This window comes from Blautia faecis (genome assembly GCF_027662325.1).
Taxonomy (GTDB): domain Bacteria; phylum Bacillota; class Clostridia; order Lachnospirales; family Lachnospiraceae; genus Blautia_A; species Blautia_A faecis.
In genome coordinates this window covers 1-22,925 of sequence record NZ_JAQDKY010000025.1, presented here as the reverse complement: position 1 = coordinate 22,925, position 22,925 = coordinate 1, and the positions used below count along the sequence as shown (strand labels likewise).

Below are 22,925 nucleotides of genomic sequence, written 5' to 3'. Positions count from 1 at the left end.
CCCTGAAGATTTCTCCACAGGTGCAGGACCTTATCATTATTAAAACATTTTATTTGATCTTACGATATTTTCTCACTGTAAGTATCTCAATCACAACAAGAATAACTGCTGCCAACACATCGAGCATAATCAGGATCTTCTTCCAAAGAACCATAAAATATGCATTCTCCTCATTATATGCTCTGCTGTTTACCACTGTGTATAAAATGTTGTGGCAGGCTTTACGCATTGCATTCACAGAAGTAGCGCTCTGTGTATCCGTTACAGTTGCGTCTGGGGAATTCATTGGATTCAACATACTGTCCACACCGGAACGGATTGCTATATCCGCATCATAATAGCCATATCCAGCAAACATATCTGTAGAAACAAAGCCCTGGAAGCCCCACTCATCTCTAAGGACTGTGTTATTCAGCTCACTGCTTGCGCCGACCCACTTATCACCAATAAAACAATGTGCATCCATTACTGCACCTGTATGACCTTCTTTTACAGCAATCTCAAATGCCTTCAAATAAGTCTCTCGGATTGCCTGCTCTGTACTCCACAGGCAAAGCTGGTAAATTCGGTTTGTCTCCTGGTCATTCAGGGCAAAATGCTTCACATAACTGTATACGCCATACTCATCAGCACCTTTGATCTCATTTGCTGCCATAATTCCAGAAAGTACGCTGTCCTCTGAATAGTACTCAAAGTTTCTTCCGCCAAAAGCAGTTCTGTGAATATTCATTGCAGGTGCATACCATCCTGAAACATCCATCTCGTCTGCTTCTTTTCCTACGCTCTTACCCATTTCATAAGCAATATCCTTATTCCAGGTATTTGCAAGCATAACCTCTGTTGTAAATGCACTTCCGGTTGCTCCCGTATAGTTGTTGTAAATAGTTGCCGGACCATCATTGTCCGTTGTTGCTGCTTTATCAATGGAATCAATTGCAGTTGTCTGATAACCACCGCCTGCAATCAATGTGGTCATATCCTCAATAGAAAGCTCATCCAAAAGGCTGTCCCACATTTCGTCATCATAATCTTTTCCTCTGAGGGCACCAAGCTTAATTTTATTATCAGCGCCTGTAGTTGGCATTTCCTCTGAATTATCATTCATACTATCAATATCATAATTGGTGATATTCTGATAATTTGCTTTTCTATCCTCATCCATTGTGAAATCAATCGGAGCTGCTGTTGCCTCATCGTAATTCTCGAAGCCATTTTCTCTGCTCAGATAAACAACACCATCTCCTTCTGCAAAATCAAACTGATTTGTTGCAGTCTGCTGATCAGATTCTCTTGCATTGTCCTCATCATAAACGATGGTTTCAGGCACATTATACTCTACAGTATCCAGAATCGTATGTGCATCTGAACGAATACTCAGTTCATAGTCGCCTTCATCCAGAACATAGCAGCCTTCGTTCTTATAATCATAAGATGCCATATCTTCCTTGTTAATAGTAAACTCCAGAGTTTCTTTCTCACCAGAATTTAACACACCTGTTTTTCCAAAGTCAATCAGATTAGCAGCTGACTTTTCAATGCCGCCATTGGTATATGGCGGATTATAATAAACCTCTACTACATCTTTTCCTGCCACATCACCAGTATTCTCAACTTCGACAGTAAGCTTGATTCCCTCATCTGTTTCGCTTGAATCTACGATTTTCTGGGAAAAACTGGTGTAAGATAAACCATAGCCAAATGGATACTGAACTACTTTATCATAGTCAAAATCCATATTTCCAGCTTCCGCTTCTGCATATGCTGTTTCATAGAATTTATAGCCAACATAAATATTCTCAACATAGTTGACAAAGTTTACATCGTTCTGCTTTGTCTCACCGCTGAATGGATTGGCCTCTTCCCAGCCGAATTCATTCATATTTTCATAAGTGAAATCACCAAAATTGTTGAATGCAGGTGTTGCTGTCAGATCATATACATAAGTGTCAGCCAGTTTTCCAGAGGGATTTACTTCTCCATTAAGGATTTTTCCCAGTGCAGCGAAACCTGTTTCTCCAGCGCCTGGGCAACTGATCACACTGCCGATCTGGTCGTAATTCTCTACCCACCCAAGCTCCATTGCATTTGAGCTGTTGCAGATCACAATTACATGAGCAAAATTTTCACACACAATGTCTATCATATTTTTCTCAGTCTGGCTAAGTTCAAGGTAATGCTGTCCCTCTTCAAAATCGCTGTATTCGCTGCTGTTATCATTGTATGTATAAATTTTATTTCCTTCAGCATCTTTTGCTCCAAAGTCAGTAGGAAGATCGGTTCCCTCGCCACCAATTCGGGAAAGCACGATCACTGCTGTATCAGAGAATTCTTTTGCTTCATCCAAAATTTCATCTGTATAATAATCTGCTGTAGGTTCAGGCAAAGTCCAATCAACAGCTGTCATTCCAGCTTCGCCCCTCTCTTCCGCGTAAGAAGTATACATGTCAATTAAAGTCTGGTTTAAAGTATATCCACCTGCCTGGATTCCATCCAGAAGTGATACGCAGTTTGATGTATCAACTGCACCTGAACCGGTTCCGCCATAACACGGATTGGTAGACGCCCAGCCAAATACATTCAGGTTTTTCACGTCGGAAGAAAGGGGTAAGGTTCCATCATTTTTTAACAGAACAGAACCTTCTCCTGCAATATCTGTAATCAGGTTATTTGCCTCTTCTTTTGTCTCTGCTGAAACCTCTTTTACCGGATTTACAAGCACATCCAGCAACGTACTAAGGGGTCCGTTACAGATTAAGTTAAAGGACAGTACAAAGGAAAGGATTCCTGCACATAAGCACTGTTTTCTGATCATAAATTTTTTCTTTAAATCCTGTTTTTTTGCAGCAACAGCAACTGCAATTGCAATTATAATTACTGCAAGCATTCCGATCACATACGGAATACAGTTTTTTACTACCGTTATTACGTCACTTGTCTGCACCTCTAAGCCAGCCGCACTTACTTTTGATGTAAAACACAACAAGGACACACTGCTGCTAAGAAATATTGTTCTCAGCTTCTCTTTCATAGTTCTTTCCTCTCTTTCTTTGCATTTCCCAATGTCTTTTGGTATAGGAGAAGATAACAGACTTTTTTTCAAAAAGGAAGTAGTGTGGCACCAATTGTCAAATAGGGGTTCCAGATGTTTCGGACGGGGCATGAAATGTAAAAATAGGGCTTGAAATGTAGATATTCCAATGACGTTCGGAAATGGATTGTGCTATACTGAATATAAAATTTGAAACTTTTTCAAATACGCAATGCGTTTTATAAATATGGGGAGGTCTTATGAATTCTGTAATCAACAAATCCGTCCGTTTTGCAATTGCAGAGGACGAAGCGGCAATACGAAATTACCTGACGCTTCACATTATAGAAGCATTTCAAAAGCACAATTACCAAACAGACTGTGCTGAGTTTTCAGATGGCAATTCACTGCTTCAGTCTGTTCTAAAAGGAAACACCTACGATATTCTTTTTCTGGATATTGAAATGCCTGGATTAAACGGCATAAAATTAAGCTCAAAAATACGTGAGCTTGGTCTGCAAACCCTGATCGTATTTATCAGCAACAAATCTGAGCTTGTGTTTCAGTCTTTCGAAGTGAGACCGTTTCGATTTATCCGCAAAAATCATTTTCTGGAAGAACTTGCCCCTTTAACCCGTGATCTGATCTATGAAATGACCCGCAACGAAGAAAAAGCAATCACAATAGAGGAAGAAAAAAGCACTGCCGTTTACTCTTTTCACTGTAACGAAATTCAATATATTGAAGTAAACGGAAAACACTGCAAAGTTATCACTAACAAGGAAACTGTTTCTTTACGCCAGACCCTTTCCCTTTTTGAAACCAAATTAAACAATCAGGGATTTATAAAGCCTCATCGAAGCTATCTGGTAAATCACCGCTATATTTCCCGGATTGAAAAAAATCAGATTGTATTGGAAAATGGCGCTGTTCTTCCTTTAAGCAGAAATCGGATCACTGAAACACGAGCTCAGTTTATTTCATTGAAAATGCAGCATTAAGAGGAGTTATTTATGGAAATATTAAGCATTATCGTCAGCTGGCCGGAAGATGTTATCACTTTTTTCGTCCTTCTGGTTACATTAGTTTCCGCTTATAGTTTTAAAGAAAATAAATACATAAACAAATGGGCTTCTATTATTCTGTTTACTATTATTTTTGCCATTCCATTTAATGTGTTTGACGTGTTTTATGATGAATTTAATCTCTATCTCATTATGTTAATCGGATGTGGCCTGCTATATGCCTTGCTTTTTGTGAACTACGATTTGAAAAATGTTATGACAACTTTTGTTTCCTGCCTTTTTACTTTCGTCAGCATAAAGGGCTGCATTGGTATTCTTTTTTCACTGATGCTTTCCAGCTATGTAAGCCAATATAGTTTTAATTTTTTCTCCGCATTATTATACTATCTGGCAATCATTGCAGTATCTGCTTTCTATAAGCGCCATGCCTTAAAAAGTACATCTGTACAGCCTTATTCCTACTGGTTTTTCATGTTTCTCGCACCAGTTCTTATCTATACAGCAGACAGACTTCAGATATTATCTTATTTCTCTATTTGGGGAAGTTACCGGGTTCAGTCGTTTTATGGACTTTTACAGGAATTTGTGCTGTGCTTTTTAATCGTACTTGTATATTATCTTTCCTATCTGATGATCCGAAACTTTGATCACTTCATGGAGGTTTCCATGCTCAATCAAAGACAGGCACTTCAACTGGAACATCTGGAACGCTCTGCCGCGCTTGTAGAACAACTGCACCGCGATAAGCATGAGATGAAAAACCTGTTTTTTTATTTGCAGGCAGAACTTCAACTAAAAAAATATGATGACCTGGAAACATTTGTAGAGCATAACCTTTCACAGCGTTATGATCGCCTGGAAGAATTTAATACCGGGAACAAATTTGTAGACTATCTTTTGACTCAAAAAGCAAATGAGGCAAAGGATTCCAATATTAAATTTATGGCAGATGTTCAGCTTCCACCTGAAATTTCCATCGAAGAAAATGACCTGTGCAGTCTTCTCATGAATCTTATGGATAATGCCATCGATGCCTGCCGCAAGGAAAAAAATGGCGACATTCAGCTGCAAATCCACACTGATTCCCAGTATCTCTATATTTCCATAAAAAACTGTTCCTCAGTTGACGTATTAAAAAGCAATCCGCTTCTAATCACATCAAAAAAAGATTCCGGCAACCACGGCATTGGAATGCGTGTAATCCGCTCCATTGTCACTAAATATCAGGGCTACTTTCAAAACCACTGGGAAAATGGGCTGTATGTCGTAGATATTATGCTGACATTATAGATACGTTTTCAGACTTATTTTTACCAAAAAAGAATAGTAATTAAGAAATTCATAACATTATAGAAGAGATTTTGGGATATTCGTACCAAAATCTCTTCTACTGTATGTCAATATCTTTATTCCCCCAGCGTCAACATAGTATCAATACAAGCCTTCGCCTTCACTCTCACATTCTCATCCAGCTTGATCTCTTCTCCGCCCTGACCGCAGACGCAATTATAGACATCCATCAAGGTTGTCAGTTTCATATTGTGGCATACGCAGTCCTTTGACAGCGGATAAAATTTCTTGTCCGGGCACTCGTACTGAAGATGCTGAACAATGCTGTTCTCTGTTCCGATAATAAATTCTTTGGCATCGCTTTCCTTGGCATATTTCATAATTCCAGTTGTACTTCCGATATAATCTGCCATTGCAGAAACCTCTGGCAGACACTCCGGATGAACCAGTAACTTCGCTTCCTGGTGAGCGCCTCTGGCTTTTTTCACATCTCTTACAGACATTCTAAGATGGGTTGGACATCCCCCGTGAACGAACTTGAACGTTTTTTGCGGAACCTGCTTCTCCACCCATGCGCCAAGGTTGCAGTCCGGGATAAACAGGATCTTGTCATTGTCGATATTGTTCACAATCTTCAACGCAGAAGAAGAAGTTACGCACACATCACAGATTGTTTTCAGTTCGGAAGTGGTATTAATATAAGCCACAACTGTGTAGTCCGGATTGGACTCTTTCAGTGCGGAAAGCATCTCCACATCCAGCTGCTCTGCCATTGGACATCCTGCACCACTGTTGGAAAGGTAAACTGTTTTCTCTGGGGAAAGAATCTTCACAGTCTCGGCCATAAAGCGCACGCCGCACATCAGCACGTTCTTCTGCGGAGCCTTAGCCGCCTGCTGGCTCAGTCCATAAGAATCACCTGTGTAATCTGCTACCTCCAGAATCTCATGGCTCTGGTATGCATGCGCCAGAATGCAGATATCTTTTTCCTTCTTTAAACGCAGAATTTCATCCTGCAGCTGTCTTGTTGTCATCATAATCGTTTTTCACTCCTGTGTTTTCATTTATTCCGGAACTTTAATTTTCCATGTATGCCCGAATGTGTTCTTAAATATCTTCTTACCCTCATTGGCTGCTAATAGCTCCACTCTTTTCGGACATTTTCTTAGGATTATATTACCTGCCGTCCTCACTGTCAACAAAAAAGTTTACAGCTATCTTGTCAATTGTAAAGTTTAGTGATATACTACAGGGCATGTCGTTCGGAAAATTTGAATCCGCACGCACCATTGTAATCATTCACAGAGAAATTTCATAAGCCTGCGCTTCAGATTACTTTTGCAAAATTTCTCTGTACACCAAATTTATCCACGAAAAAAGGACCATCAATTATGAAAACAGATATCCTCATCGCAGGAAGCGGCTGCTCCGGTCTTTACTGTGCCCTCCAGCTTCCCCGCGACAAAAAAATCACCGTCATCACCAAGTCCGACCTTACCAGTAACGATTCCTTTCTCGCCCAGGGCGGCATGTGCATGCTGAAAGAACAGTCCGACTATGACAGCTTTTTTGAAGACACCATGAAAGCCGGACACTACGAAAATGACAAAAAATCCGTAGAGATCATGATTAAAACCTCCCCGGAGGTTGTCAGGGATCTTGTTTCTTACGGTGCCCAGTTCGAGCGAAACGAAGACGGCAGTCTTGCCTACACCAAAGAAGGCGCCCATTCCACCAACCGTATTATTTTCCACGAGGATGTAACCGGAAAAGAGATCACCAGCACCCTGCTCCGCGAAGTCCAGAAGCTTTCCAATGTAGAACTTCTGGAATACACCACCCTGGTTGATATTCTGGAAAAAGACAACCACTGCTACGGCGCTGTGATCCGCCGTCCAGATGGTTCCCTTGACACCGTTACTGCAACCTATACCGTTCTGGCCAGCGGAGGGGTAGGTGGACTTTACAGACATTCCACCAACTTCCGCCACCTTACCGGCGACGCACTTGCTATTGCAGGTAAGCATAATATTGAACTGCAGAACCCGGATTACGTGCAGATCCACCCTACCACCTTCTACACCAAACATCCGGAAGACCGCAGCTTTCTGATTTCCGAATCTGTCCGTGGCGAAGGTGCCAGACTTTACGACAAAAACATGAACCGTTTCGTAAACGAGCTGCTGCCCCGTGATCTTCTTTCCCAGAAAATTCACGAACAGATGGCAAAAGACGGCACCGACTTTGTCTGGGAAGACCTGCGCACCATCCCGGCAGAAACTCTTCGCCACCATTTTCCAAACATTGTTGAACACTGCAGGGAAATGGGCTATGATGTTTTCAAGGAATGTATCCCGGTTGTTCCGGCACAGCATTATTTCATGGGCGGCGTAAAAGTGGATTATCAGAGCCGTTCTTCCATGGAAAATCTCTATGTAGTAGGAGAAGCTGCCTGCAACGGTGTCCATGGCAAAAACCGCCTGGCAAGCAACTCCCTGCTGGAAAGCCTTGTTTTCGCAAGACGGGCAGCGCAGGATATGGCAGAGCACGATCTTAAGAATGCTTCACCCCAGAATGCCATCGAAGTTGCTGATTACCTTGCTTCCCACGTAGACTTCACCCCATACCAGGACATCCAGACTCTGGCCAAAACTTATCACCATCTTGCCACACAGGCCATCACCCTTGGCCAAAATCCAGAAGGCAGAAAGGAATTTTTATATGTATGATCAGGTAACTCTCGGATTAAATGTTGATCCGTTCATTTTAAGCGCATTAAAAGAAGATATCACAAGCGAAGACGTATCCACTAACAGCGTTATGCCCAATCCCACCCCAGGCGTTGTAGATCTTATCTGCAAAGAAGATGGAATCATCTGCGGACTCCAGGTTTTTGAGCGTGTTTTCACACTTCTGGATTCATCCACCAGAACTGAATTCTATGTAAAAGACGGAGACCACGTAGAAAATAAACAGCTTGTGGGAAAAATTTACGGAGATATCCGTGTGCTCCTTTGCGGAGAAAGAACCGCCCTCAACTATCTCCAGAGAATGAGCGGAATCGCCACCTACACAAGCCAGGTTGCAGCTCTTCTTGAGGGAACCGGGATCAAGCTTCTTGACACCAGAAAAACCACCCCGAACAACCGTATTTTCGAGAAATATTCCGTTCGTGTAGGCGGCGGCAATAACCACCGCTATAATCTTTCCGACGGCGTTCTTCTCAAGGACAATCACATCGGTGCCGCAGGAGGCGTAAAACAGGCCATCTCCATGGCAAAAGCCTACGCTCCTTTTGTCCGCAAAATTGAAATAGAGGTAGAAAACCTGGATATGGTAAAAGAGGCAGTAGAAGCTGGTGCGGACATTATCATGCTGGATAATATGACCACTGAACAGCTGAAAGAATCCATCGACTACATTGCCGGACGTGCCGAAATTGAAGTTTCCGGAAATATAACAAAAGAAAATATTGCCAGACTCACTGGTTTGGGTGTAAATTATGTATCAAGCGGAGCACTTACACATTCTGCTCCTATTATGGATTTATCTATGAAGAATCTTCATCCGGTGGAGTAAGCCCTATTCGGCTGAACTCCCCCACCGACAGTAATTATCAGAATGGAAGTCACCTGTTTCCTGCCATCAACACGTCCCCAAACATGTTTGACAAAGGCTCTACACGGTAACAGGTAACTTTCATCACAAACCAGCAGACAGGAGATAAAAAATGAAAGGTGAAGAAAGACGAAAACAACTTCTGAATATCCTATCTTCCAGCAATAATCCCATTTCCGGCGGTACCTTAGCTAAGGAATTAAATGTAAGCCGCCAGATTATTGTCCAGGATATTTCTCTCCTGCGTGCCAACGGAGCTACCATTTTTTCCACCAACAAAGGCTATCTGCTCCAGGAGGACAGGAAATATTCCAGAGTTTTTAAGGTTTATCACACAGATGATCAGGTTGAAGAGGAATTAAGCACCATCGTAGACGCCGGCGGCCAGATTCGCGACGTATTCGTCTACCACAAGGTCTACGGCGTGCTGAAAGCTGACATGGGAATCAAATCCCGCCGCGACATCCGCGCCTACATGGAGGAAATCAGCACTGGCAAATCCAGCCTTCTGAAAAATGTAACCTCCGGCTACCACTATCACACCATCGACGCCGAAAGCGAAGAAATTCTGGATGCCATTCAGGAAGAACTTCAGCAGAAGGGGTTCCTTGCGAAATTACAGGACTACGAGCCCGTAGATTTCTGGGGTGGTCAGGAATAAAAACAAAAAAAAGTTCAAGAACCAGGCTGAGCACACGTCTCATCCTGGTTCTTGTTATTCCAAAAAAATTTCAATCAACTCTGTTGTATTTAGAATATTTGAAAATATAAGGAAAAAGCAATCTGTTACCTTCGTCTGACTATTTTGCTTTCCTGGTAATAGCGTTCCTTGTTCTTATACATTCTTTCATCTGCTTCTTTGGCAATGTCATAGATGTTATCCCATTCTTTCTCAGAACTGAAAACATATCCCCATGAGATTGTCATAGAATCCACCAGTTTCCCATGCCATTGTGCAACACGCCGGTCAAAGCTTTCTATTATGCTTTGAAATTCCTTTGTATTTCCGGTGATGATCACAACAAACTCATCTCCTCCGATTCTGTAAACATTTCCATACTTTCCAAAACTTTCCCTCATACAATCGGCCGCTGCACATATAAGTTCATCGCCTGCAGCATGTCCAAGAGAATCATTTGTATATTTCAGGTTATTAAGATCCATGGAAATATATATCCATTCCTCGCGGAGATCAAGGTTGTTTATCCTTTCTTCGTATGCATGTCGGTTAAAGCATCTTGTAAGTTCATCTGTGTTTGATATGTACAGCAGTTTTTCTTTTTCATATTTTTCTTTCATAACTCTTGAAAGCATGTAGAACATACAGCAGGAAGCCAATACAAGATACACGCCAACTATGAGAACCGCAAAAATATTTCCTTGCCGATAAAAGGAACTGTCTATAGTTACAGCTACAATATAGTCATCATACTGACTGAGTAAACATTTGCAGCGTTTTCCACCTATCCTTATGAGTCGGACATCTGTCTCGCCGCTTTTTTTATCAGATGATACAACAAGCCCTTCCAGTTTCACGCCTATCTGTCTGGAATCCGTAGCACCTTTTACAATTTTTGTCTGGGAGTCTGCCACGAAAATTTCGATTCCCTTATAAACAGGCATATCACTTACTACAGCGGAGATTTCGTTTTGCTTTAGTTCTTTAAGCAGACGCTTTGGTTCGATGCCGATCTGGATCATTCTGGTACCGGCTTCGTTCCATGTAATGGCATACATCAGTTCCTTTCCTTCAGCGGTATTCGGAGTAACATCCTGACACATGTTAAGCTTTTTATCTGTAAGCATAGGCTTAAAATATTCCATCTGCTCTCCGGAGTCAAAACTGAAGCCATAGTATTTAGGCAAAGTACCACTGTAGATATATCCGTTTTTATCAAACAAATGAATTTCGTCTACTAATATCAAATCTGCTATTTTCTGCAATTCTTCTACATCATATTCCACCTGTGGTTTTGCATCTATAATATAGGATACAGCCTTTGCTCTTACTATATAATCGTCCTTTAGCGATTCGATGAGTCCATTTTCACTATCATCATTTTTATTGAGCACGGTGATAACACGATCCAGCAGTACTTTTGACATCCTGTATGTATTACTGTCATTGACATACTTTAAAATTCCGGCTTCAAGCAATAATGCAATCGCAATGGTTGCAAACGCTAAAAAAACAAGCTTTTTTTTTTTCATAAATATATTTTATCATAATTTCCATATGTAAACCATACATAATTTGCATGAATTTTCTCCGAAATTACCGTTCGTTACTGCTCACTCCATTCACAGTAATGCGCTTTGCGATGCACAAAAAGACGAACCTTCTTGTGACAAGCACAAGAAGTAGCGTTCACAACCTGGCCGGCAACTCATAAGATTTTTTTGTTATGTAAACCAATCATACTCGCCTAATTGCCTTTCAAAAACTGTTGAATATGATACCTTCTTATTGTCACGAGCAAAAAAATTACCTCATCTCGTGCGCATAATTCCCCCATATTTTCACATACTATCCATACACTACAAAATATGGAAACCCACAAAACAAACAAGCTCTATAGTGTGTTTAAAAAAGTCAATTGTTTCCCACAATTGCATCATAAAGTACAGGAGGAACAGATAAATGAAAGCCACAGGAATCGTAAGAAGAATAGATGATCTGGGCCGGGTGGTCATCCCAAAAGAAATCCGTCGGACCCTGCGAATCAAAGAAGGTACCCCACTTGAAATTTTCACCGACCGTGAAGGTGAAATCATTCTGAAAAAATACTCCCCAATCGGAGAGCTTAGCCTTTTTGCAAAAGAATACGCCGAGTCCCTCTCCTATTCCACCGGCATGCTTTCCTGCATCACTGACCACGACCAGGTAGTAGCTGCTGCCGGTCCGGGAAGTAAGGAATTCATTGGAAAATTGATCAGCAGCCAGCTGGAAGCTGTTATCAATGACAGAGAAGCCAAATGTCTTAGTGCCAAAGACCGTGGCAAAGTCCCTGTGGTGGATGAACAGCCAGCTCCATCCACATCCCAGGTCATCCAGCCCATCATAGCCGCCGGAGATGCTATCGGCAGTGTCATCCTCATAGGAAAAACAGACAAAGACATTCCCGGCGCCAGCGAAAAGCTTCTGGCGCAGACCGCCGCCGGGTTTCTTGGACGACAGATGGAACAATAATTTTGTTATCGCTGCAGTCAACGTCTCGATAGAGCCTGTTTGAAAAATTATTCCCGCAATCTGCCAGTGAACAGAAACTAAAAAACTGCTGTATCCATTTAGCCCCTCTTCAAAGTCCATTAAATGGTACAGCAGTTTTCGAATTTATATACCTCAACAATCCTGTTCTGTTTTCTCTTCAGATACAGTGCTACCCTGCTTGCCCTGATCCCGCATCTTCTGCCTCTGCCTGGTAATATCAAAATACTCCGGCGAAATAATCCCACGGGCAACCAGTGCATCAAAAACCTCCTTCTGCGACCGCGTCATCACCATACCCACAGTTGAATTATAATCTGTAAGCACACATCCTGTCTTCTCGATCATCCAGAACAGTGCCGAATCATTCTCCGGGATCATCTTCCAAATCTCCTTCTCCGGATATGGCAAAAGCGCCATCATGGTCTGAAGATGGCCCTTCTCCTCAATCAATCTGTAATCCCCATCCGGCATAATAACTCCATCTGAGAAATTCGGAATCTGATCAGCTTTCTGCAAAAGCTCCTCTGTAATCTTCACCACAAGTTACCCCCTGTAAATTATTTTTTAACGGACATGTCGCCTGTCGGCGACATCACCATATATGAAAGTCAGCTGTTCCGCGCCTATGGCGCTCCCACAGCTGCCGACATCATTTATTTTTCACAGCACCGCACATGTTTTCCCCTATTATACCATGCCGCTTATATAAGTGCCACCAATTTAAATTTTCTCATTTTCATGAATTAATGAATAACCTCCAATTTTCTGGACACCCTATAAATACAGACAGGTACAACAGCTGTGAACAGAATGTATGTAGAGGTGAAAAGAATATGAGGAAAAACAGAACAGCAAAATTTATTTTCAACGGCGCTCTCCTTGCAGTTATGGCAGTTCTCGGAGTGACCGCTTACCAGGTTGCAAACAAACCAGAACATATTCAGGAAGTGCTTCCATTGGAAAGCACCAAGGAAAATGACACTGCCAAAGCAGATGGAGCCAACTCAACTGATGATTCGTCCCTTGCAGAAGCAGGTACTAACATGGTAGAAGCAGATCTGGACGGAATTTCCGATACCGGAATCCTAGACAGTGAGTCTTTGATAAACGAATCAGATAATTCATCCGCAACAGACATGGCAAGCCTTGACAATACCGTGGACTTAACCAATTCTGCTGACATTAACGATACCGCTGATATTTCCAGCTCCTCTGACATTGGAGAAAGTACCAGCGTAAACGCCCAGATCTCCCTGCACAAAGGACCGGAAATCAACTTCTCGGAAGATACATTAATGGAGTGGCCGGTAAACGGACATGTTCTCATTGATTACAGCATGGATCAGAGTGTTTACTTCCCAACTCTGGATCAGTATAAACTGAGCCCTGCAATTTCCGTACAAGCAGTGGAAGGTGCCCCTGTAGTTTCCGCAGTAAACGGAACCGTATATTCGATTGAAAATAATGCCCAAACTGGCACTACCGTCACCATGGAGCTTGGAAACGGCTACCAGGCAATCTATGGTCAGCTTACTGATCTGGACGTTGCTGAAGGCGATACCGTCACCAAAGGTTCCATCATAGGCTATGTCGCAGCTCCTACCATTTATTACAGCGAAGAAGGCAGTAACCTGTACTTCGCCATGAAAAAAGACGGAGAACCAATCGACCCGATCACGTATCTGCCGTAAAAAAAATTCAGTCCATGAAATATCAACATTCACAAAAGTAAAAAAACAACGTATAATAAAGCAGGTGGGAAAATCCGCAGTCGGTACCTAAATCCTACCTGCTTTTTCCAGTCCTTCCAGGCAGCTAAGAGCCCGGAACCCGCCATGGTAGCCATTCTGACACGCTATAGTATTCTTTTGGACTGCAAATAATATACCAGCTTACCGATTGCTTTTTATAAAAATAAGGAGCATTGTCAGCCAGTTAACAGCATGACGATACTCCTTTACATAAATATTTATTTAATTCCTAAACGGACATGTCGCCTGTTGGCGACATCACCATATATGAAAGTCAGCTGTTCCGCGCCTATAGCGCTCCCACAGCTGCCGACCGCATTCGTAATCCGGGCTATCACCCTACTTACTCATACGCTCTAGCCCGTCCGATATCCAATAATTCGCTCATGCAAGCATGGCTCATTCTTGGCTGCCGTCCGTGACTTTCATAGTAAAACATTAAGAACTTTCACCTTACAACCCAAAAAGGAGCCCCATGAATTACACCTACATCGTCCAGTGTGCCGACGGTACTCTTTACACCGGATGGACAAACTGTCTGGAAAAGCGCCTGAAAGCCCACAACAGCGGCAAAAACGGAGCCAAATACACCAAAACCAAACGTCCGGTAACTCTTGTCTACTACGAAGGCTACGCCACCAAAGAAGAAGCCATGAGCCGGGAATATGCAATCAAACAATTAACCCGGGCGAAAAAATTAGCCCTGATGGAATTTTAAAGGAGGTCACAGTTCCCTCTAAATATTAAAAGTTATTAAAAAACTTGTCTAAAATATTTTACCTTACCATATCATCAAATCGGCATATTCGCCACAAAACAATACATCACAATAAAATGACACGCGCTTCCCAGCATAATAAATACGTGGAAAATCTCATGTGACCCAAAATTCTTATGTTTCGCATTAAAGATGGGAAGCTTCAGTGCATAGATCACACCGCCAATCGTATAAATAATTCCCCCCGCCAGCAGCCAGCCAAATCCAGCCTTAGGCAATGCATGAATAATTGGCATGAACGCAAGCACACACAACCAGCCCATTCCAATATACAGCACAGAAGAAATCCATTTCGGACAAGTCACCCAGAATGCCTTAAATACAATTCCCAGAATTGCTGTCGCCCACACAAGTGCGCAAAGTATATATCCAATCTTGTTATGAAGAACAATCAGGCACACCGGCGTATAGCTTCCAGCGATCATTACAAAGATCATCATATGATCCAGCTTCTTCAGTCTGCGGTTCACCTTCGCCGTAGAATCAACGGAATGATAAAGAGTACTTGCCGCATAAAGCAGCATCATCGTAAGAATAAACACTCCCAGTGCCACAATATGAATATGATCGCTCCACTCTGACGAGCGAATCAATAAAGGCGCTGCTCCCACTGCTGCCAGAAGAAAAGCAATCCCATGTGTAATCGCACTTCCCGGATCTTTTAATTTAAATTTCATGATAGCACCTCCTAGAACTTTTCCAAAGCAACTTTGCAAGCAATCAGTTTGACCCCTGAGCTGCAATGTTTTTGTAAACTTTACCATGTAGTTTTAATTACTACGTCATCAAGTATGTGTTATACTATAACACTTTTTTTGAAAAATTCAAGGGGTTTTATAAAACTTTTATAATAAAAGTAATTTTTCGATTTTCAGCAACATTTTTCACCTCTCCATCTCCATCACTGCCTCAACCTCCATCTCCGGAAAATATGTCTCCAATATCTCCTCCCAGCTACTCCCTTTCTTCGCCATCTCATTCCCCCCATACTGGGAAAATCCAATTCCATGTCCTTTTCCTTTGCATAAAAAGCGCACCATTTTTCCTACTTTCTGCACTGAAAAATCTGCGGAAGCCAGATGCATGCCCTGGCGAAAAGTCTCACCCTCAAGCCAGTTTCCATCAGCTGTCAGCGCAGTCACATAACCGGCACTATCTCGCTTTTTGACCACCAGCTTCGCAGGAAGCTGACTGGCAGGCACATATGTACTGTTTACATAATCTGGTGCCTCCCTGTCCTGACTACTTTCCACTGATTTCAGATAGCCATAATCTGCACTGTGAAAAACCTCTTTCCCATCCCTGGTTTTACCGCTGCTGATCTCATGATAGGGAACTAATTTCAGCTTTCCATTATATGTAAGAACCTGCCCGACTGTTGCCTCTGCCGCTGCTCCATACTGCTGCAGCTTATCCACCGCACTCAGTAATTTCCAGACACCTCCATACCCAACAACAAAACTCCTGCCACTATTTAATTCTGCTATTCGGAAGGATAACACCTCTTCATCTTCTGTCGCAGCTATCATTTGCTCAACTCTTCTTTCCCTGTTTTTCCCTGCGATACTTTCACTTACTTCATCCAGAATTTCTCCTTCACTTTCCCCCTCCTCCAGCCGCCTGTACACCTCCGACCTTGCAATCACCGCCTGAGCTTTCACCGCTTCCTCCGCATAATCCCCTTTCATCTGTACCATCAACATCAGCGGAACCATATCCTCCACCCCCGGAGAATGCAGTAAAAGTGCTTTATCAGCCCCATTCAAGGCAATTGTACACATATACGGTAGTAATAAAATGAATGGAATAAACAGCCCTGAAGAATAAAAGCTCCGAAACCATTTTCTCATATATTTCCTGCCCTTTGCCATTGCTTAAAAATAATTGGCATACCTGATGTTCCAGGTTTCAGGAATCTTTCTCGCTTTGCCCGCATAAGCAACAGCTCTCCTGTCTATCTCATTTCTCCTTATTATATGCACAATTGCAAAAACTTATTAACCGTAGTATACTGTACCCATTGTTGCGCAGACACGGTAACAAAGCGTGTAACTGCTAATTTTCAAAGTAAATATAACGGAGGTTTTTCATGGCCGCACTCTTTCTCGCACCCCTATACATCCTGATCAATGCATACGTTGTCCGTTGGATGATACGATGGATGGGCGCCTGTCACAGACTTTTTCAGACAATGGCATTTCGCGCTTCCTTTATAGGAGTTTACATAATATTAGCAACAGCCCTGCTCACCGGCTTTCTCATCAAAAAGCCGGCCAACCTGCACCGTATTCTCAAGCATACAGGTAACTATTTTCTCGGAACTTTCATCTATATTCTGCTGGTAATCGCTGTCGTTGATTTTGGCCGTCTGATACTGAAATACATATTCCATGCCCCGTTTATCGGGCACCGCAGCACTTTCGTCATCACAGGCCTGATCTGCACCATACTGATCATCAGCCTCAGTGTTTACGGAATCCTTCATGTAACCCATGTGAAAACTACACCTTATGAGATAAACGTTGAAAAAACAGTTGACGGCATGGATTCCCTGAAAATAGTCCTTCTCGCTGATACCCATTTCGGCTACAGCATGGGAACCGCCCAGGCAAAACGAATTGTGAAAAAGATCAATACTGAAAATCCAGATGTAGTCTGTATCGCAGGTGATATTTTCGATAATGAATATGACGCCATTTCCAAACCAGATAAATTAAAAGAAATTTTAAAAGGAATTAAGTCCAAATATGGAGTTTACGCCTGCTGGGGCAATCACGACCTGAACGAACCAATCCTGGCAGGTTTCACCTTCAACGGAACAGAAGATAACTACAACGATCCCAGAATGGAAGAATTTCTTACAGACGCAGGAATTCACCTGCTAGACGATGAAGCTGTTCTGATCGACAACAAATTTTATATTGTCGGCCGCCGGGATGCCTCCCGCTGTGAAAAAGTAGAAGGCTCCAGAGCCACTCCATCCCAGCTTACCGAATCGCTGGATCAGAACAAACCAATTATTTTTATTGACCATCAGCCAAAAGAATTAGACGAAACAGCTGCTGCCGGTGTTGACCTTGACCTTTGTGGTCACACCCATGACGGTCAGATTTTCCCCGGAAACCTGATTATCCATCTATTCTGGGAAAATTCCTGTGGCTACCTTCGAAAAGGAACTATGCACAACATCGTCACTTCCGGAGCCGGAATCTGGGGACCGAACATGAGAGTCGGCACCAACAGCGAAATCTGTCCGATTACAGTTCATTTTAACAATTAATGTAACTATTCCGCAGATGCTATACCGCGAGATGTTTTCGTGAACATAGTTCACAGTTACCAATTAATTTTTCAAATATTGCCGGTTCAGATTTTAAGCCATTCCAACCATGCTTCACTGTATTTATATACAGAGCCAACCATTACATATCCACCTGACAATATAGGTTTCATAGTTACATTAAATCAACCGATTATGCCTCTACGGACTGCCTCTGCACCCCCATCGTTCCATGCAAGGCAGTCCTTTCTCATGTGAAACATCCCGTATCCGATTTCCCCTTCTTCCTCGCAGCCCAGCCCTTTCCACTAAAGCCTGTCCACGCTTCACCACATCTATTCCTTCCAGCATCTTTCCCTGGAAAAATCTTCCCACTATACCTTTTTCATATATCTCATAAGCTTCATGCGCGCCCAGCTCCCAGCCAGTCACCACACTCAGCCATCCATTCATCCTTACAGCCAGTCCGCCGATTCCATCAATCAGTCCCTTTATTCCCTGCATACCCCGTCCATTTTCACTCATCACTCCCATGAAAAAACAAGTCACCACGGTCATCACCATATTGAAACGTTCTTTCAAACTGAATTTATTTTCCCGATTGAAATATTTTTTCAATAATCTCATAAAGGCCCTCCTTCTTGTCATGCCTGTCCAAAATCCAAAAGCTTATCACCGCTGCTGTCTCCTAATGCAATTAACTTTGTACCATTTCGGGCACTTTTTCTGCCTCCGGCAGACTGCACGGACAGCTCACAGCAAACAGCCGCCAGAATATGTTTGAAAAAACTCCTCTGCGAACTGCGCACTTTTCGTGATTGTGCAGGGTCTAGTACATCAAATATTAAGTAACTGCCATATTGACTTGTCTGATTTTTCATCTGCTGCGTCAATATAGCAGATACTTAATTTTCGATGTACTAGTAATATTTATGTCTGCCAATACAACCCATAGAACCATTTTTTATAAATTTTCCCCATTTCACCCCTTATTGACACACTTGTCCCCCACTGCTACAATAACCCTAACAACAACTTTTACCGCTTTCCCAAAGAAAGGAGCACCTTATGGCAAAAGAACAGATTGCAGTTGCAGAACTGATTACAAACATTATTCTGGGAAAAACGGACGGAGCCAGCCGGGTAGATTTCTTCCCGCAAAAAACTAAATTTCCATTTGACAAACCATACGAGCAGCCATTTCCCCGCGCCACGCCGGAGAGCCAGGGTATTTCCTCTGACATGCTGGCCGACCTGCTGCGGGAGCTGGACACTTCACACTATACAGACATGCACCATTTCATGGTTCTCCGAAATGGAAAGGTCATCTGCGAGGCCAATTTTGCCCCCTACCGCAGCCGGATCTGGCACGTGACCCATTCCATGTGCAAAAGCATCACCGGCATGGCAATTGGTCTTCTGGTTGAGGAAGGCAAGCTTTCTCTGGACGAGAACATTTACGACATTTTCCAGAAAAAGCTGAACACCTTTAACAAGATTTTCCGCCCTAAAGTCACTGTAGAAAATCTTCTCACAATGACCAGTGGCGTCACTTTCAACGAATCCGGGATCGTCTCTGGAAACGACTGGCTCACCAGCTACCTGAATTCTTCCATCAGCGGCACCCCCGGGGAAAATTTCCAGTACAACAGCCTGAATACCTACGTTCTGTCCGCCATCGTCACGGAACGCACCGGCCAGTCACTTACCGAATACCTGGAACCACGGCTTTTCGCTCCCCTTGGAATCACCCGATATTTCTGGGAAACCTGCCCTAAGGGCATTACCAAAGGCGGCTGGGGACTTTTCCTCTGCACCGAAGACATGGCAAAATTAGGTCAGCTTTATCTACAAAAAGGTAAATGGAACGGTCAACAGATTATCCCAGAATTCTGGGTTGAAGTCTCCACCGCCAAGCATAAGGAAAGCATTGAAGGTACTTTCGGCTATGGCTACCAGCTGTGGATGGAAGCCCGCCCGGGCAGCTTTGAATTCAATGGAATGCTTGGTCAGAATGTAATCGTTTACCCTGACATGAACATGGTAGTCGTCACAAACGCCGGAAATAACGAACTTTTCCAGAACTGCGTCATGCTGAACATTATCCGCAAGCATTTTCCGCGCAACTTTCATCCTGCAGATATTCTGCCTGAAAACCCATGTGCCCAGACACTCCTGAACCGCCTGACTGCCGAGCTTGAAAACGGCACTCACGCGCCTCAGACACTTCCTGCCCTCCGAAAAGGCGGCTGGAAAAAAAATCCATCTGGGCTCCGCCACAGTACTAACGCCAGACCGAATACCTGGAATTACGTGAAAGGACTTCCTGAACCGAATCCTTACCAGTTCACCCAGCAGCTTAATGGCAAAATTTTAGAACTTTCTCCACAGAGCATTGGTCTTTTCCCGTTGTTTATCCAGATTTTCCACAATAATATGACGGAAGGTGTGCAAAAGATTTCATTCGCCTGTGAAAAAGGCAATTTCTCCGTAAACTTTCTGGAATCCGGCGAATGGCACAGCATCCCGACCGGACTTGGAAAATTCAAAGAATCCTGGCTTACCCTCCACGAGGAAAGCTATCTGATTGCAGCCTCCGGAGATTTCACTACAGATGAAAACGGAACCGCCGTCCTAAAGCTGGACTTCACTTTCCTTGAAGAATGTGTTCGAAGAAAAATCAACATTTTCTTCCTGCCTGAAGATGAAATTCTCATCCGCTGGTACGAAACACCAGGCAAAGGCATGATCATGGAAGGTCTGGAATCCATCACCGAAGAAATCTCCAACAACTTTCTCTATGGAGCCTTCAAGGGAACAGGCGGCCTGGAGCTCCTTCACAGGGTAATGGAACAGACTATTGAACCGGTTTCGCATGGGTATCTGGTGACACCTGCTGAAGTGGCTCCGGAACAGGGATCAGTTTCATCCTTAAATGAATCAGATTGCAGAGAACTTTCAGCAGAACCCAGTGAAATAACGACCACTTCCTATTCTACAGAAAGTTTGTAATGCACCATATATCGCACTTTAATAGCAATAAAATTTTTTTCGACCAAATATGCGGTCAATCAGGAGGTACCCCATGATTTCCCAGGAAAAACGCTTAATCATCACCTTTCGCTGCACCACCGACGCCATCGCCATGGAGAAATCCTGCAAAGCCACTGGTGCTCCAGGAAGACTGATTCCGGTTCCAAGAAGTATCTCTGCCAGCTGCGGACTTTCCTGGTGTGCGCCCCCCACAAGCCGCACTGCCCTTGAGAAACTACTTCAGGAGCAAGACCTGGATCCAGAGGGCATATATGAGTGTATAATTTAATTATTAAACAGGCTCTAGAGCGTGTCTGAAAAAGGCTTTCTGCAAGATGTGCGTCACAATTTGTGGGAGATTTCGCCCGGATGAGGGCGCCGTAGCGGGCTACGGCAACTGAATTCGGGCGAAATATACCGCAAAGTGGGATGTGCAGATTGCGGGAATGATTTTTCAAACAGGCTCTAATGCAGTACAAATTAATTTTCAGCATTACTCACGCAATATATTAAAAATTTACTGTGTCAGAGTATCCATTACTTAATATTTGCTGTATTATAGAGTCTGTTGAAAAATGTCAATTCAAAAAATACAATATAGATAGTAGGAGGAATTACATGGAAACAAAAACATTTGACGCAAGAGGAATGGCCTGCCCACTCCCAGTTGTAAACGCAAAGAAAGAATCCGAAGAAATGACAAATGGCGGCACCCTTATCATTCTCGTTGACAATGAAATTGCCGTCCAGAACCTTACCAAATTTGGCAACAGCAAAGGCTTTACAGTCTCTTCTGAGAAAAAAACAAAGAAAGATTTCACCGTAACCTTCCAGATTCCGGAAAACAGCACAACCTCAACACCAGCAGCTGAATCTGCCGTTCCAGCCTGCACCCCGGATTCCAAGAAACATGGTCTTGTAGCCGTCCTTTCCGCCAATACCATGGGAAATGGTGAAGAACAGCTTGGAAAGATTCTTATGAAATCCTTCATTTTCGCTCTCACCAAACAGGATCAGCTCCCAGAGATCATTCTGTGCTACAACTCCGGAGCATCCCTTACCTGCGAAGACTCCGATTCCCTGGAAGATCTGAAATCTTTGGAAGCCGAGGGTGTAAAGATTCTCACCTGCGGTACCTGCCTTGATTTCTATGGTTTAAAAGAAAAACTGGCAGTTGGTGGCGTTACTAATATGTACGAAATTGTAGAAATTATGGAAAGCGCAGGAACTATCGTGCGCCCATAATAATTACTGTTTACTCCGTTCACAAAATACCTTGCAGAACATTACCAGTGAACAATAAACCTATAACTCTCTAAATAACTTCTAAATAATAAAAATCCACGCTTTAAAATCACTAATTTTCTCAGTAATCAAATTTTTGGCCTTAAGAAAATTTCAAAATTAAAGCGTGGATTTTTACTATTATATGAGACATATCTGAGACATCTTATTTTCAATGGGATACAAATGGGACATATGCTTTTGATTAATTAGAGTTATTTGAGAATTATAAGAAAATATAAAAATGCCGGAAACCCTCATAAATAAAGGATTTCCGGCATTCTATGAAGTGAAGCATCGGGGATTCGAACCCCGGACAACTTGATTAAAAGTCAAGTGCTCTACCAACTGAGCTAATGCTCCATATTAAATTTGTCATATATTTCACATCTTAAACGCCAAGTTTTTTTCTAAACAACCTTCGGCATTTAAAATGCCCAGAGCCGGAATCGAACCAGCGACACGAGGATTTTCAGTCCTCTGCTCTACCAACTGAGCTATCTGGGCATAAGTAGCGGGAATAGGATTTGAACCTATGACCTTCGGGTTATGAGCCCGACGAGCTTCCAGACTGCTCCATCCCGCGATATATTCTTTTAAAACCAAAAGCCGATGATCGGACTCGAA

19 protein-coding genes, 3 tRNA genes and 1 pseudogene are annotated in these 22,925 nt (G+C 42.9%); 13 read left to right on the top strand and 10 right to left on the bottom strand.

Annotated features, from left to right (window positions below):
- Positions 1–49 precede the first annotated feature (49 nt).
- Positions 50–3,028 (bottom strand): glycoside hydrolase family 3 protein, encoded by a 2,979-nt coding sequence (locus tag PGQ38_RS12110; protein WP_270431908.1) that lies wholly within the window; start codon positions 3,026–3,028, stop codon positions 50–52.
- Positions 3,029–3,288: 260 nt separating this feature from the next.
- Between PGQ38_RS12110 and PGQ38_RS12105 the strand changes: the two genes are divergently transcribed.
- Positions 3,289–4,029 (top strand): LytR/AlgR family response regulator transcription factor, encoded by a 741-nt coding sequence (locus PGQ38_RS12105; RefSeq protein WP_118583205.1) that lies wholly within the window; start codon positions 3,289–3,291, stop codon positions 4,027–4,029.
- Positions 4,030–4,041: 12 nt separating this feature from the next.
- Positions 4,042–5,343, top strand: a complete 1,302-nt coding sequence (locus PGQ38_RS12100; protein ID WP_270431906.1) for a sensor histidine kinase — start codon at positions 4,042–4,044, stop codon at positions 5,341–5,343.
- 116 nt (positions 5,344–5,459) lie between these two features.
- Here PGQ38_RS12100 and nadA read toward each other — a convergent pair whose 3' ends face one another.
- A complete protein-coding gene (gene nadA / locus PGQ38_RS12095) occupies positions 5,460–6,380 on the bottom strand; it encodes a quinolinate synthase NadA (protein ID WP_207741802.1) in 921 nt (306 codons plus the stop codon).
- Positions 6,381–6,734: 354 nt separating this feature from the next.
- Between nadA and PGQ38_RS12090 the strand changes: the two genes are divergently transcribed.
- The 3 genes from PGQ38_RS12090 to PGQ38_RS12080 all read left to right on the top strand — a co-directional run bounded on the left by PGQ38_RS12090 (position 6,735) and on the right by PGQ38_RS12080 (position 9,622).
- Positions 6,735–8,072, top strand: coding sequence for an L-aspartate oxidase (locus tag PGQ38_RS12090; protein WP_270431901.1), 1,338 nt, complete (start codon positions 6,735–6,737; stop codon positions 8,070–8,072).
- Positions 8,065–8,922 (top strand): carboxylating nicotinate-nucleotide diphosphorylase, encoded by an 858-nt coding sequence (nadC, locus tag PGQ38_RS12085; protein WP_270431899.1) that lies wholly within the window; start codon positions 8,065–8,067, stop codon positions 8,920–8,922. The genes PGQ38_RS12090 and nadC overlap by 8 nt, the downstream gene beginning before the upstream one ends.
- Before the next feature lie 151 nt (positions 8,923–9,073).
- Positions 9,074–9,622, top strand: coding sequence for a transcription repressor NadR (locus PGQ38_RS12080; protein WP_148463441.1), 549 nt, complete (start codon positions 9,074–9,076; stop codon positions 9,620–9,622).
- Positions 9,623–9,747: 125 nt separating this feature from the next.
- On the opposite strand, the gene PGQ38_RS12075 is transcribed toward PGQ38_RS12080, so the two are convergent.
- On the bottom strand, positions 9,748–11,172 hold the full coding sequence (locus tag PGQ38_RS12075; RefSeq protein WP_270431897.1) for a GGDEF domain-containing protein: 1,425 nt from the start codon (positions 11,170–11,172) through the stop codon (positions 9,748–9,750).
- 430 nt (positions 11,173–11,602) lie between these two features.
- On the opposite strand from PGQ38_RS12075, the gene spoVT reads away from it, so the two are divergent.
- The gene (gene spoVT / locus PGQ38_RS12070) at positions 11,603–12,151 is read left to right on the top strand and encodes a stage V sporulation protein T (RefSeq protein ID WP_270431895.1); all 549 of its coding nucleotides are present in this window, start codon (positions 11,603–11,605) and stop codon (positions 12,149–12,151) included.
- Between the two features lie 153 nt (positions 12,152–12,304).
- Here the strand turns inward: spoVT and PGQ38_RS12065 are convergent, their stop codons facing one another.
- A complete protein-coding gene (locus PGQ38_RS12065) occupies positions 12,305–12,712 on the bottom strand; it encodes a hypothetical protein (protein WP_226837975.1) in 408 nt (135 codons plus the stop codon).
- 293 nt (positions 12,713–13,005) lie between these two features.
- Here PGQ38_RS12065 and PGQ38_RS12060 point away from each other — a divergent pair, with 293 nt between their 5' ends.
- Together PGQ38_RS12060 and PGQ38_RS12055 are read left to right on the top strand one after the other, a co-directional pair.
- Positions 13,006–13,863 carry a M23 family metallopeptidase gene (locus PGQ38_RS12060; RefSeq protein WP_118583191.1) on the top strand — a complete coding sequence of 286 codons (858 nt, stop codon included), beginning with the start codon at positions 13,006–13,008 and terminating at the stop codon, positions 13,861–13,863.
- Positions 13,864–14,398: 535 nt separating this feature from the next.
- On the top strand, positions 14,399–14,641 hold the full coding sequence (locus PGQ38_RS12055; protein WP_148463437.1) for a GIY-YIG nuclease family protein: 243 nt from the start codon (positions 14,399–14,401) through the stop codon (positions 14,639–14,641).
- Positions 14,642–14,715: 74 nt separating this feature from the next.
- On the opposite strand, the gene trhA is transcribed toward PGQ38_RS12055, so the two are convergent.
- Both trhA and PGQ38_RS12045 read right to left on the bottom strand, forming a co-directional pair.
- Positions 14,716–15,378, bottom strand: a complete 663-nt coding sequence (trhA, locus tag PGQ38_RS12050) for a PAQR family membrane homeostasis protein TrhA (RefSeq protein WP_118583187.1) — start codon at positions 15,376–15,378, stop codon at positions 14,716–14,718.
- Between the two features lie 207 nt (positions 15,379–15,585).
- Positions 15,586–16,551 carry a SpoIID/LytB domain-containing protein gene (locus PGQ38_RS12045; RefSeq protein WP_173717490.1) on the bottom strand — a complete coding sequence of 322 codons (966 nt, stop codon included), beginning with the start codon at positions 16,549–16,551 and terminating at the stop codon, positions 15,586–15,588.
- Positions 16,552–16,790: 239 nt separating this feature from the next.
- On the opposite strand from PGQ38_RS12045, the gene PGQ38_RS12040 reads away from it, so the two are divergent.
- Positions 16,791–17,981 carry a metallophosphoesterase gene (locus tag PGQ38_RS12040; protein ID WP_173717491.1) on the top strand — a complete coding sequence of 397 codons (1,191 nt, stop codon included), beginning with the start codon at positions 16,791–16,793 and terminating at the stop codon, positions 17,979–17,981.
- Between the two features lie 201 nt (positions 17,982–18,182).
- Here PGQ38_RS12040 and PGQ38_RS12035 read toward each other — a convergent pair whose 3' ends face one another.
- Positions 18,183–18,608: a hypothetical protein gene (locus PGQ38_RS12035; protein ID WP_118583182.1), complete on the bottom strand. Its 426-nt coding sequence runs from the start codon at positions 18,606–18,608 to the stop codon at positions 18,183–18,185.
- A 441-nt stretch (positions 18,609–19,049) separates the two neighbouring features.
- Between PGQ38_RS12035 and PGQ38_RS12030 the strand changes: the two genes are divergently transcribed.
- From PGQ38_RS12030 to yedF, 4 genes and pseudogenes are all read left to right on the top strand, one after another.
- Positions 19,050–20,993 (top strand): serine hydrolase domain-containing protein, encoded by a 1,944-nt coding sequence (locus tag PGQ38_RS12030; protein WP_173717492.1) that lies wholly within the window; start codon positions 19,050–19,052, stop codon positions 20,991–20,993.
- A 73-nt stretch (positions 20,994–21,066) separates the two neighbouring features.
- Positions 21,067–21,303, top strand: coding sequence for a putative Se/S carrier protein (locus PGQ38_RS12025; RefSeq protein WP_118583176.1), 237 nt, complete (start codon positions 21,067–21,069; stop codon positions 21,301–21,303).
- Between the two features lie 46 nt (positions 21,304–21,349).
- Positions 21,350–21,559: pseudogene (locus tag PGQ38_RS20045) on the top strand (DUF6783 domain-containing protein).
- Positions 21,560–21,632: 73 nt separating this feature from the next.
- Positions 21,633–22,259: a sulfurtransferase-like selenium metabolism protein YedF gene (gene yedF / locus PGQ38_RS12020; protein WP_173717493.1), complete on the top strand. Its 627-nt coding sequence runs from the start codon at positions 21,633–21,635 to the stop codon at positions 22,257–22,259.
- Positions 22,260–22,588: 329 nt separating this feature from the next.
- Here the strand turns inward: yedF and PGQ38_RS12015 are convergent.
- The 3 genes from PGQ38_RS12015 to PGQ38_RS12005 all read right to left on the bottom strand — a co-directional run bounded on the left by PGQ38_RS12015 (position 22,589) and on the right by PGQ38_RS12005 (position 22,884).
- Positions 22,589–22,661, bottom strand: a tRNA-Lys gene (locus PGQ38_RS12015).
- Positions 22,662–22,732: 71 nt separating this feature from the next.
- Positions 22,733–22,805: transfer RNA gene (locus PGQ38_RS12010), tRNA-Phe, on the bottom strand.
- A gap of 5 nt (positions 22,806–22,810) precedes the next feature.
- Positions 22,811–22,884: transfer RNA gene (locus tag PGQ38_RS12005), tRNA-Met, on the bottom strand.
- Positions 22,885–22,925 lie beyond the last annotated feature (41 nt).